The 11,711-nt window shown below is 73.6% G+C and carries 10 protein-coding genes and 2 pseudogenes; 6 read left to right on the forward strand and 6 right to left on the reverse strand.

Annotation, left to right across the window (positions count from 1 at the left end; translation table 11 throughout):
• Positions 1-69: 69 nt before the first annotated feature.
• The 3 genes from IF09_RS0135525 to IF09_RS0135535 are packed head-to-tail and all read left to right on the forward strand — an operon-like array spanning position 70 to position 1,768.
• Positions 70-720: a DUF6230 family protein gene (locus IF09_RS0135525; RefSeq protein WP_234321275.1), complete on the forward strand. Its 651-nt coding sequence runs from the start codon at positions 70-72 to the stop codon at positions 718-720.
• Positions 711-1,121, forward strand: a complete 411-nt coding sequence (locus tag IF09_RS0135530) for a DUF6114 domain-containing protein (RefSeq protein WP_037636933.1) — start codon at positions 711-713, stop codon at positions 1,119-1,121. The genes IF09_RS0135525 and IF09_RS0135530 overlap by 10 nt, the downstream gene beginning before the upstream one ends.
• The gene (locus IF09_RS0135535) at positions 1,118-1,768 is read left to right on the forward strand and encodes a hypothetical protein (protein ID WP_030303030.1); all 651 of its coding nucleotides are present in this window, start codon (positions 1,118-1,120) and stop codon (positions 1,766-1,768) included. Before IF09_RS0135530 ends, IF09_RS0135535 begins: the two co-directional genes overlap by 4 nt.
• A gap of 87 nt (positions 1,769-1,855) precedes the next feature.
• Here the strand turns inward: IF09_RS0135535 and IF09_RS0135540 are convergent.
• A pseudogene (locus IF09_RS0135540) lies at positions 1,856-2,812 on the reverse strand (penicillin acylase family protein); the annotation flags it as partial.
• Between the two features lie 150 nt (positions 2,813-2,962).
• Between IF09_RS0135540 and IF09_RS0135545 the strand changes: the two are divergent.
• Positions 2,963-3,274 (forward strand): DUF2087 domain-containing protein, encoded by a 312-nt coding sequence (locus tag IF09_RS0135545; RefSeq protein WP_051833487.1) that lies wholly within the window; start codon positions 2,963-2,965, stop codon positions 3,272-3,274.
• On the opposite strand, the gene IF09_RS0135550 is transcribed toward IF09_RS0135545, so the two are convergent.
• The 5 genes from IF09_RS0135550 to IF09_RS0135570 all read right to left on the reverse strand — a co-directional run bounded on the left by IF09_RS0135550 (position 3,246) and on the right by IF09_RS0135570 (position 9,416).
• Positions 3,246-4,685 carry a dihydrolipoyl dehydrogenase family protein gene (locus tag IF09_RS0135550; RefSeq protein WP_030303037.1) on the reverse strand — a complete coding sequence of 480 codons (1,440 nt, stop codon included), beginning with the start codon at positions 4,683-4,685 and terminating at the stop codon, positions 3,246-3,248. The two genes, IF09_RS0135545 and IF09_RS0135550, sit on opposite strands and share 29 nt — an antisense overlap.
• Before the next feature lie 83 nt (positions 4,686-4,768).
• On the reverse strand, positions 4,769-5,173 hold the full coding sequence (locus tag IF09_RS0135555) for a thioredoxin family protein (RefSeq protein ID WP_030303039.1): 405 nt from the start codon (positions 5,171-5,173) through the stop codon (positions 4,769-4,771).
• Between the two features lie 106 nt (positions 5,174-5,279).
• Positions 5,280-6,719 carry an aldehyde dehydrogenase family protein gene (locus tag IF09_RS0135560; RefSeq protein ID WP_030303041.1) on the reverse strand — a complete coding sequence of 480 codons (1,440 nt, stop codon included), beginning with the start codon at positions 6,717-6,719 and terminating at the stop codon, positions 5,280-5,282.
• 177 nt (positions 6,720-6,896) lie between these two features.
• The gene (locus IF09_RS0135565; RefSeq protein ID WP_030303043.1) at positions 6,897-8,114 is read right to left on the reverse strand and encodes a thiolase family protein; all 1,218 of its coding nucleotides are present in this window, start codon (positions 8,112-8,114) and stop codon (positions 6,897-6,899) included.
• Positions 8,115-8,402: 288 nt separating this feature from the next.
• Positions 8,403-9,416 carry a LacI family DNA-binding transcriptional regulator gene (locus tag IF09_RS0135570; RefSeq protein ID WP_030303045.1) on the reverse strand — a complete coding sequence of 338 codons (1,014 nt, stop codon included), beginning with the start codon at positions 9,414-9,416 and terminating at the stop codon, positions 8,403-8,405.
• Between the two features lie 598 nt (positions 9,417-10,014).
• On the opposite strand from IF09_RS0135570, the pseudogene IF09_RS0135575 reads away from it, so the two are divergent.
• Positions 10,015-10,218 (forward strand): annotated as a pseudogene (locus IF09_RS0135575) (alpha/beta hydrolase); the annotation flags it as partial.
• Positions 10,219-10,276: 58 nt separating this feature from the next.
• Positions 10,277-11,707, forward strand: a complete 1,431-nt coding sequence (locus IF09_RS0135580; RefSeq protein WP_030303048.1) for an amidase — start codon at positions 10,277-10,279, stop codon at positions 11,705-11,707.
• Positions 11,708-11,711 lie beyond the last annotated feature (4 nt).

The following is an 11,711-nucleotide window of genomic DNA, read 5'->3' on the forward strand; positions in this document are numbered from 1 at the left end:
CCCCCATTGGCACTCTTACATTCAACTCGTCGGTAACAACGGTGCACAGCCGAAATAAGGGACGATCTCATGGCAGATTCCCCCAACTTATCGGATTCCCCAGCCCCGCCCGGCAGAGACGACGAGGGGGGCGGCCGCGTCCGCTGGCGCCGTTTCGCCGTCCTCACCGTCCCCGCGATCGCCGTCACCGCGGGCCTCGGCATCGCCCTCGCGCAGGGCGCGCTCGCCGCCTCCTTCGCCGTGTCGGGCCAGCAGTTCAAGGTGTCGGCGACGAGCCTGGAGGGCGAGGGCTTCGCCCAGTACGGCAGCATCGACGTCAACGCCCGCGAAGAACTCATCCCGGTGGCGGTCACCGCCATCAAGGAGGCCAAGCTCCACAGCCTCTGCCAGTCGGTGGTGACCACGCTCCCGGTCGTCGGCGACATCTCGCTCAACCTCACCGCGGGCAAGAAGTCCCCCGTCGAGGCCAGCAACCTGTTCGTCGACGCCACCCAGCTCTCCGGCAACGCCGTCTTCACCAACATCGAGATCGGCCGCGACGCCTCGACCCTCGACAAGGGACCGACGGAAGCCGTGGGCATGCAGGACCTGTTCGCCCAGCAGGCGGACACCGTCAGCATCACCGATCTGCAGCAGACGGCCTGGGCCACGAACGCCGGCACCTTCAAGCTCTCCGGGCTCAGCATGAACATCAGCAAGGGCAAGAAGGAATGCTTCTGAGCCGCTGGCGGCGGTGGCGGCGGGGCAGGCCGTTCTGGGGAGGGCTCTTCGCCGTCCTCGCCGGGGCCGAGATCTGCGCCCTGCCACTGGCACCGCTGAAGGTGATGCTCCAGCAGGGCATCGCGGGCATCCCGTCCGTCCTGATGGGCATCGTCATGATCGTGCTCGGCCTCACCGCCTGGTTCTCGCCCGCACAGCGCAGCCTCGCCGGTGTGCTCACCACGCTCATCGCGACCGCCGCGCTCGTCCTGTCGAACCTCGGCGGGTTCCTGATCGGCACCCTGCTCGGGATCCTCGGCGGCGGGCTGATGTTCGCCTGGCAGCCGCACGCCGCGGCCCCGCAGTCCCCCACCCCAACCGGCACCACTGCGCACCCCGATCCCCAAGGAGCACAGCCATGAGCCGCACGCGTACCGCGCTCGTCCTCGGGTTGGCCGCCGCCGGAGCGCTGTCGGTGGCCTCGGCCACCGCCACCGCCGCGCCCTCACCCCTGGCCGGGTCGACCACCGTCACCCCGGCCGGACACTCCTTCAAGGCCACCCTCAGCGGGAAGGCCACCCTCAAGGCCGGTTCGGTCACGGTGACTTGTACGGTCTCCGTCTCCACCGGCACGGTCCCGGCCGCCCCCGGGAACCAGAACGCCTCCGGGCCCGTCTCGTCGCCGATCTCGCCGCCGACGTACAGCTCCTGCACGTCCAGCGTCTGGGGTGTGACTCCGACGGTCACCACCAGCGGTTCCTGGTCGGTGTCGATGCAGGACGGCTCCCCGATCACCGCCACCATGACCGTCCCGGTGGGCGGGCTCGTCGTGCAGACGTCCGGCCTGGCCACCTGTACGGTCACCGCGGCCCCCTCCGCCCCGGCGAACGTAGCCGGAACCTGGACGAACGGCGCACCGCCGAGCCTGACCTTCACCAACGCCTCCGTGCCGGTCACGGTCACCGGCGGGTTCGGCTGCCCGACCGGCGCGACCTCGTCCGTCTTCAACGCCGTGTACAAGGTCACCGACACGACCGACCCGGCGCAGCAGATCACCGTCGGCCCCTGACCGCGACGGCCCGCGTACGAGGAGGCCCGCCGGCCCCGGGAGCGATCCGGGACCGGCGGGCCTTCCGCGTACGCGGCCCACCGGGCGTCAGCGGTGGGACGGGAACTCCACCACCTGCTGGTACGTGGGCCGGTTCTGCCAGTTGATCTGCGGGTGGCTCAGCCCGCCCACCGGGCGCTGCACGATCGCGTCCGCACACCACTGGTTGCCGGCCGCGCAGGTCCCGTCGGCCGGGTAGACGGCCGCCGGGGTGGCGGCGGCGGCCTGCTTGAGCGTGGCCGCCACGGTGTCACGGCACGCGGACAGCGAACCGCCGCCGCAGTACGTCCGGGCCAGCGGACCTGCGACCGGGCGCCCCAGCACCGTGCGCAGGTCCTTGTCCGCGTAGCTCCACCAGCCGTACTGGAACGCCGACCCGGCATGTGAACCGGTGGGCCCGTGGCCCGCGTTGGGCGCCTCGTCGACGGTGAGGGAGGCGCGCAGGGCGTCGTACAGCGGCGCCCCGAGCCCCGGTTTGAACTCGGCCTCGATCAGCAGCGGCCACCATGCGTCCGTGATCCGGATGGCGTCGGCGTGCGCATACGTCTTCGAGCCCTGAGCGGTCTCCTTGCGCTCGGTCCCCGCCGCCTGCCAGGCGGCGAGCTTGTCGACCGCGGCCGCCACCACCGGATCGGTGACCGGCGCACTGCGCAGTACGGCGAGCAGCTCGGGCAGCAGGTTCTCGGCCCGCAGGTCGGTGACGGCCGCGTCCGCCATGGCCTGGGTGAGCTTGGCGCGCGCGACCCCGCCCGCGGCGACGAGCGGTTCGACCCGCTGGTCGAGGAGGTCACCGCGGTGTACGGAGCCCATCCCGAAGCCGGCCGCGCTGTAGCCCTCGGCCTGCTTGTTGTTCCAACTGATGTAGTAGTCCTGCCCGATGGACTGCGGGTGTTCGGCGGGCGGCGTGTAGGCGGCGGTGTTGGCCGCCGGGTCGAAGCCCTGCCACTCGTACGGCTGCCGGGCGTGCACGGGCAGCGCGGCGTCGACCCCGGCCGGGCGGACCGGGTACCGGCTTCGGGGGATCGGCGGCGGCGCCCGTACGGTCGAAGACCCGCTGCTCGGCGGTGACCGAGCCGGGATCCGGGAGCGCGGCACCCTGGGGGTTCGCGGGCTAATCCGTTGCCGGAACTGGGGGGTGTCGGACACGCTCCTGCCATGTCTCAGACTGCGATGCCCCCACGCGCGCTCGCCGACCTGTTCTCCGGTGGCCGGCTCACCGCCATCCCGCGCAAGACCGCCCGCCGCGAGCAGTTGTTGGCCTACCTCGCAGAAACCCTCTTCGCCGGGGGCCGGGCGTACACCGAGCCCGAGGTGAACGACGCACTGCGCACCGTGCACGAGGACTGCTCGGCGCTGCGGCGGTACCTGATCACCTCGGGCCTGCTGACCCGCACCCGGGACGGCAGCAGCTACCGCCGCGCCGACGTCGTGGACTCGACTATCCCCGGTACGTCTCCAGCAGCCTGAGCCAGATCTCGCTGATCGTCGGGAACGACGGGACCGCGTGCCACAGCCGGTCGACCGGGACCTCCCCCGCGACCGCGATGGTGGCCGCGTGCACGAGCTCTGCGGCGCCCGGGCCGACGAAGGTGACCCCCAGGAGCACCTCCCGGTCCAGGTCGACGACCATCCGGGCCCGGCCGCGGTACCCGTCGGCGTACAGGCCCGCGCCCGAGACCTTGCCCAGGTCGTAGTCGACGGCACGCACCCGGTGGCCGGCCCGCTCGGCCTCGGCGAGGGTCAGGCCCACCGCCGCCGCCTCCGGGTCGGTGAACACCGCCTGCGGCAGGGCCTGCGTATCGGCGGTCGCCGCGTGCGCGCCCCAGCGGCCTGTGTCGAGCTCGGCACTGCCCGCCGCGCGGGCCGCGATGGCGGCGCCCGCGATCCGGGCCTGGTACTTGCCCTGGTGGGTCAGCAGCGCGCGGTGGTTCACGTCGCCGACGGCGTACAGCCAGTCGTGGCCCTCGACCCGGCAGCTCTCGTCGACCGGGATCCAGTCCCCGGGCGTCAGCCCGACGGTCTCCAGCCCGATGTCCTCGGTATGCGGCGAGCGCCCGGTTGCCATCAGCAGCTCGTCGCCCTCCAGGACCTCGCCGCCCTCCAGTACGACCTGGACGGGCCCGGCCGAACCGTCCCGTACGACCGCCTCGACGGAGACGTCCGTACGGACCACAGCACCGGCCTCGCGCAGCGCCTCGGCGACCAGTTCTCCGGCGAACGGCTCCATCCGCGGCAGCAACCGGGAGCCGCGGACGAGGACCGTGACCTGCGAGCCGAGGGCCTGCCAGGCCGTGGCCATCTCGGCGGCCACCACCGAACCGCCCACGATCAGCAGCCGGCCCGGCACCTGCCGGGCGGAGGTGGCCTCGCGGCTGGTCCACGGCCGCGCCCCGGCGAGCCCCGGCACGTCCGGGACCATGGCGCGGGTGCCGGTGGCGACGACCACCGCGTGCCGGGCGGCGAGCACGTGGTGCTCCCCCTCGGGACTGGAGACGGCGACCTTGCGGACGCCGTACAGGCGGCCGTGGCCCCGGTAGAGGTGGGCGCCGATCGAGTCGATCCAGTCGACCTGGCCGTCGTCCTTCCAACTGCCGGTCCAGTGGTCGCGGTGCGCGAACACGGCCGACGCATCGAGCGGCCCCCCGACCGAGCCCGCGAGACCGGGCACCCGGCGGGCATCTGCCCTGGCCAGCGCCGGGCGCAGCAGCGCCTTGCTCGGGACGCAGGCCCAGTAGGAGCACTCCCCGCCGACGAGCTCGGCCTCCACCAGGGCCGTGGTCAGCCCGGCGGCGCGGGTCCGGTCCACGACGTTCTCGCCGGCCGGTCCCCCACCGAGCACCACGACGTCGTACTCCACCGCTTCCGACACAGTCACCATCCGTGGTTCCAGGGGCTCATGTCCCTGTCACCTTACGTGGGCACCGCATGCGGCGCGGGAGACGCGCGGCAGCCGGTCGGAGCTCAGGCTTCCGTGGTACCGGCGGAGTCGGCCTGGCCCTGGCCCTCCTGCTGCGACGCGGCGATCTTCGCGCGCACCTCGTCCATGTCCAGCTGCCGAGCCTGCCCGATGAGGTCCGTCAGCGCGGCCTCGGGCAGCGCGCCGGGCTGCGCGAAGATGGCGACCTGGTCCCGGACGATCATCAGCGTCGGGATCGAGGTGATCTGGAAGGCGGCGGCCAGCTCCTGCTGCGCCTCCGTGTCCACCTTGGCGAAGACCAGGTCGGGGTTGGCCTCGGCGGCCTTCTCGTAGACCGGGGCGAACTGCAGGCACGGCCGGCACCAGCCCGCCCAGAAGTCGATCAGCACGAACGGGTTCTCGCTGACCGTCTGGTCGAAGTTGTCCTTGGTGAGCTCGACAGTAGCCACGGCTTCCAGACCTCCTGAGTGGTTCGTATGCAGCTTGAACGATCGGCCGGCCCCGCGCATTCCACCCGTGGGGCCCGGGCCCGCCGGGGCCCGGGCCCCACGGCCCTCAGAAGGGGTGCCCCGCCGGGGTCGAGCGGACCGTGGTCCAGCGCAGCTCCGTGAAGGCGTCCAGGTTCGCCTCGCCGCCGAACCGGGCTCCGGTGCCGGAGGCGCCGACACCGCCGAAGGGGGCCACCGCCTCGTCGTTCACCGTCTGGTCGTTGACGTGCGCGATCCCGGTCGGGATCCGCCCCGCCAGCTCGAGCCCGCGCGCCGCGTCCCGGGTCACGATCCCGAGGGAGAGGCCGTACGGACCGGCCGACGCCAGGGCGACCGCCTCCTCCTCCGTCGCGAAGGACCGTACGGGCGCCACCGGGCCGAAGACCTCCTCCGCGTAGGCGGGGGTGTCGTCGACGACGCCCGCCAGCACGGTCGGCCGGTAGAACAGCCCCTCGTGGGTGCCCCCGGCGACGAGCTTCGCGCCCTGCTCCGTACTGGCCTCGACCAGGCCGTGGACCCGCTCCAGCTGGCCGCGGTCGATCAGCGGGCCCAGGTGCACCCGGTCGCGGTACGGGTCCCCCACCACCAGTGCCTCGGCCCGCGCGGCGAGCCGCTCGACGTACTCGTCGTACAGCGAGGCGTGGACGAGGTGCCGGCCGGCCGTCATGCAGATCTGGCCCTGGTGGAAGAACGAGCCCCACGAAGCCTGCGCGACCGCGGCCCCGACATCGGCGTCCCGGAGGACGACGAGGGCGGAGTTCCCGCCCAACTCCAGGTGCACACGCTTGAGATGACGTCCTGCCAGCTCTCCGACGACCCGCCCGGCGGCGGTGGACCCGGTGAACGACACCACCCGGACCAGCGGATCGGCGACCACCGCGGCCCCGGTCTCGGCGCCCCCGGGCAGCACGTGCAGCAGCCCGGCCGGCAGCCCTGCTGCGGCGAAGACGGCGGCGAGCGCGAGGCCGCCGCACACGGCGGTCCGCCGGTCCGGCTTGAGCAGCACCGCGTTGCCGAGGGCGAGGGCCGGGGCGACCGAGCGGATCGCCAGGATCAGCGGGGCGTTGAACGGGGCCACCACGCCCACCACCCCGGCCGGGACCCGGCGGGTGAAGGACAGCCGCGGCGCCTCGCTCGGCAGCACCTGCCCGGCGGGACGGGAGGCCAGCGCTGCGGCCTCGTAGCACTCCTGGGCGGCGACGTGCAGCTCGAAGTCGGCCTTGCCGGGTATGGAGCCGGACTCCCGCACCAGCCAGTCCCGCAGCTCCCCGGCGTGGGCGGCGAACAGGTCGCCGGCCCGGCGCAGGACGGCGGCCCGCTCCAGGTGGGAGGCCCGCGCCCAGTCGTCCTGGGCGGCCCGGGCCCGTACGGCGGCCTCCGGGACATCGGCGGGGGCGGCCAGCCGGACGGTGGCGAGGGTCAGGCCGGTGGCGGGTTCGACGACCGGGGCGGCGCCCCCGGTCAGGGGCAGTCCGTCCTGCCAGAGCGTCGGTTCGAGGAGCGGCATGGCGCGGGGCCTCCGGTGGGGATGGGCGGGGCGGGGGGGGCGGCAGCACGCGCCATCGTGCCAGACCGGAGGCACCACATCTGTTCAGTTATTGGGCAGTTGACGGACCGTCGTGACCAGAAACGATCGACGGCCGGGCGCCGTGAGCGAGTGCCGTGAGCGAGTTCAGGCGGGCGTTCAGCGCTCCAGGACGAGCGCGATGCCCTGCCCGACCCCGATGCACAGCGTCGCCATGCCGGTGCCCGAGCCGGCTGCGGCCAGCTGGTGCGCCACCGAGCCGGCCAGCCGCGCCCCGGACGCACCGAGCGGGTGGCCGATCGCAATGGCACCACCGCGCGGGTTGACCACGGCCGGGTCCAGCTCCGGCCAGGCCGCGAGACAGCCCAACGCCTGTGCGGCGAAAGCCTCGTTGAGCTCGAGGGCGGTGAGATCGGCCAGGCTGCGGCCCGCCTTGGCGAGCGCCCGCTGCACGGCGTCGACCGGGCCCAGGCCGAACAGCTGCGGCTCGATGCCGGTGACCGCGGAGGCACTGATCCGGGCGAGCGGCTCCCGGCCGGTGGCCGCCAGCCCCTCCTCGTCCGTCAGCAGCAGCGCCGCCGCGCCGTCGTTGAGCGGGGAGGCGTTGGCCGCCGTGACCGTACCCGTGCCGTCCGTCCGGAAGGCGGGCTTCAGGCGGGCCAGCGCCTCGGGGGTGGATCCCTCGCGGATGCATTCGTCGCGCACGAGGTCCACCCCGGGGTACGGGACGACCTCGTCCTCGTACAGCCCGGCGGTCCAGGCGGCCGCGGCCTTGCGGTGGCTCTCCAGGGCGAACAGGTCCTGGGCCTCGCGGGTGATGCCGTGCTTCTCGGCGATGAGCTCGGCACCCTCGCCGAGCGAGCCCGTCCACTCCGTGGGCATGCGGGGGTTGGTCATCCGCCAGCCGAGGGTCGTGGACCACATCTGCTGGTGGCCGGCCGGGAAGGCCCGTTCCGGCTTCTGCACCACCCAGGGGGCGCGGCTCATCGACTCCACGCCGCCCGCGATGGCGACGGATGCGTCGCCCAGCGCGATCGCCCGGGCGGCCTGGATCACCGCTTCGAGACCCGAACCGCAGAGCCGGTTGACGGTGACCCCGGGGACGGCCACCGGCAGTCCTGCGAGCAGGACGGCCATCCGGGCCACGTCCCGGTTGTCCTCGCCCGCGCCGTTGGCGTCGCCGAAGACGACGTCGTCGATCTGCGCGGGGTCGAGGTCGGGCGTACGGTCCACCAGCGCCCGCACGACGTGCGCAGCGAGGTCGTCCGGGCGGACCCCGGCGTAGGCGCCGCCGAACTTGCCGATCGGGGTGCGGACGGCGTCGACGACGTACACGTCGCGGACGCTGCGTCCGTCGCGGGCGGTGCGGATGCTCATGGGGGCTCTCCTGGGCGGATCCGTACGGGCGGCGCCGGGCGGTGCCGGGGTCGGCACCCGGTACGGCGCCGGGCGCGCCCGGTGGGGCGCGCCCGCAGTCTCCGTCCGCAGGTCACCGCCTGTCAACGGCCCTTCGCCGACCATGGGCGGACGGCCTCGGCGGGGCGGGGCGGACGGTCACGCGGCTGCGGTCACGGGCGTGTCGTCGCGCGCTTGCCGTGACGAGCTTGCCGTGACGAGCTTGCCGTCACCGCCTGCTGTCACGGGCCTGCCCCTGCGGGCCCGCCGTCAGGTCGACTCCCGGTGGACGGCCACGGCGGCGATCAGGTCGTGCCTCTGCGTGATCTCGGACGGCTCGCGCACCGCCTGGTCCACCAGCGCGGCCAGGTGGTCCCCGGTGGGCAGCTCGATCTGCACCGTGCTCAGCCGGGGCCGCAGCAGCCGGCCGATGAGCAGGTCGTCCGCGCCCATGACCGCGACGTCCTCGGGGACCCGCAGGCCCTCGTCGAGCAGGGCGCGCATCAGCAGCATCGCGTACTCGTCGTTGTACGCGAACACCGCGTCCAGGCCGAGGGAGCGCCAGCGGGCGGCCAGGGCGGCGGCCGACTCCTCCGAGTAGGCCATCGGGAGGGGCTCGATCGTGGCGGCCCCGATCGAGCGGGCACCTTCCAGCCGGGGCGTGGAGAACAGTTCCAGCCCGTCCTCCTCGGGGACGACGACGCCGATCCGCCGGTGGCCCCGCTCGACGAGGTGGGCGGCGGCCCGGGCGCCGACCTCGCGCTGGTCCATGACCAGGGCGTGGGCCCCGGCGACACCGACCGGGCCCATCGTTATCACCGCGCGGGCGCCGGCCCGCTTGAGCGTGGCCACGTTGTGCGCGGACAGGGTGATCTCGCCGAGGGAGATCACCGCGACCGGGCGCAGCTCGGCCCAGGCGCGCGCGGCCTCGTCGCCGCTGAGGCCGAGGCTGCCGTACTGGACCACGGTGTAGTCGAGGCGGCGCAGCGACCACTGGAGCTCGTTGAGGAAGGCGCTGTAGAGCGGGCCGATCGGGACGTGCGAGGTGGGCAGCAGCACGATCCGGGTGTGCCCGGCGCGCAGGCTGCGGGCGGCGGCGTGCGGCACGTACCCGAGTTCTTCGGCGGCCTGGCGGACCTTGCGGCGGGTCGGTTCGCTGATGCGTACGGCTTCCGCGTTGTTCAGGACGTACGAGACCGTCGCGCGCGACACGCCGGCGAGCCGGGCCACGTCGGCGCTGGTCGGCACGGGGGCCGGTTTCGGCGATTTCGATGACTGTGACATTGCCGTGGCATCTTTCCAGACCGGTTGCACCTGGGGGCTGGCGGATGGCCGGAAACGAATGCTACACAGTGGTTACACGATTCATTGACACGTGTAATCCGGGTGCCACATCCCTTTCCCCGGGGCCGCGCAGCACGTGTCCGACCGTGTCCCGACGTGCCGTCGCCCTGTCGTGTTCCGTCGCACCCCCGCCGTCACGACAGGGCGGCGCGCACCCCATCTCCGCACTCCCTCCGAGTACCCCTCTACGCCCTTCCCGCCACGCCCCCGCACGCCTCCCCCGTTCCTCTCGCCTCGCCCTCACCCACCCTCATCCGCCCGAAGAACCCGCCCGGGAGGGCACCGCGGCCCTTTCCTCCCCGGCGCAGGCACCGCCGGAGCCACCCCGACGGCGCCTGCGCCGCACCTTCCGCCACCGCACCGCGCGGTCCCGGACGCGGCCTGTTCCCGTTGCTGCTCGTCGGCAGCAGGGCGATGTACGCCCTCTACATCGGCGTCGCCGGTGTCCTGCTCGCCCTGCAGGTCGAAGACGTCGACCCGGCGAAGAAGGTCTCCGACTTCGGCCTGATCGCAGGGGTCACCGGCGATCTTCGGTACGGACCTCCTGCCGGCGGCGCCGGTGGTTCCCTCCCCCGTACAGCTCGCCGACCCGAGCTTCCTCATCTCCCCGGAAAAGCGCGCCGCGCTCCTCGCGGAGCGCGGTTTCGAGGTGCGGTCGGTCGCCGGCGCCGGACACACCATCCACCGGGACGACTTCGACGGCTTCACGGCCTCGCTGGAAGGCTGGGTCCAACCGCTCTAGCCACCTTCGGCCCCTCCCCGTTACCGTCGGTCCTACCGAGCGGTAACGGGGAGGTCCGATGTCGGTGACGTCAGGTGCGAAGGCTTCAACTGTGCCTTCTGTCTGTTCCGGTTTGGCGGACACGGCGAAGGCACTCGCCGAAGGAGGCGTCTGCGCACGCCGGTTGACCGAGGAGGCGCTGGAGCGGATCGCGGCCGCGCAGCCCGAGCTCAACGCGTTCCGGATCGTACGGACCGAGGCCGCGCTCGCCGAGGCGGACGCGGCCGACCGGCGGCTGGCCGCGGGCGAGCGGCTCCCGCTGCTCGGCGTACCGGTCGCCGTCAAGGACGACATGGACGTGACCGGAGAGCCCACCGCGTTCGGCTGCGCCGGGGAGTTCCCCCCGAAGACCGCCGACAGCGAGGCCGTACGGAGGCTGCGCGCGGCCGGCGCGGTCATCGTCGGCAAGACCCAGACGCCGGAGCTGGGGCAGTGGCCCTTCACCGAGGGCCCGGCGTTCGGCGAGACCCGCAATCCGTGGAACCCGGCCTACACGCCCGGCGGTTCCTCCGGCGGCTCGGCGGCCGCCGTGGCCGCGGGGCTGGTCCCGGCGGCGCTCGGGTCCGACGGGGCGGGTTCGGTACGGATCCCCGCGGCCTGGACCCATCTGGTGGGGGTCAAACCGCAGCGGGGACGCATCTCCACCTGGCCGGAGCCGGAGTCGTTCCACGGACTGACGGTCAACGGCGTGCTGGCCCGCACGGTCGCCGACGCGGCGCTCCTGCTGGACGCCGCCAGCGGCCAGCACCCTGGGGACCGCCACCACCCGGCACCCGTCTCGGCCCTCGAGGCGACCCGCCGCACGCCGCGTCGGCTGCGCATCGCCCTGTCGTTCGCGATGGCCTTCACGGCGACGCCGAAGTCCCTTGATCCCGAGGTCCGTTCGGCGGTGGAGCGACTGGCCGGGCGGCTGGAGTCGCTGGGCCACGAGGTGGTCCCGGAGGACCCGCGCTACGGGCAGATCGGCCTGACCTTCGTCCCCCGGGCGACCCGGGGCGTACGGGACTGGGCGTCGCGGGTGCCGGACCCCGCCCTGCTGGACCCGCGCACGCACGAGGCGATGCGCACGGGCCGCATCCTGGGCGGGCTGCCGCTCCGGGTGTCCCGCCGGGCGGAAGTGCTGCTGCGGCGGCGGATCGGGGAGATCTTCGGCAGGTTCGACGTGGTCCTGACCCCGACGACGGCCACTCCACCGCTGCGGATCGGGGCCCTGTCCGGACTCGGGGCGATGGCCACGGACCGGGCGATGATCGCGGCCTGCCCTTACGCCTGGACGTGGAACGTCCTGGGCTGGCCGGGGGTCAACATCCCGGCGGGCCTCACGAAGACGGGCCTCCCGATGGGAGCCCAACTCCTGGGCCCGGAGGGGGCGGAACCACTGCTGCTGGGCCTGGCTGCACAGGCGGAGGCGGCAGGGGCGTGGGTGCAGGGGTGGCCGGGCGGGGGGTGAAGGG

Source organism: Streptomyces katrae (assembly GCF_000717655.1).
GTDB classification, from domain to species: Bacteria; Actinomycetota; Actinomycetes; order Streptomycetales; family Streptomycetaceae; genus Streptomyces; species Streptomyces katrae_B.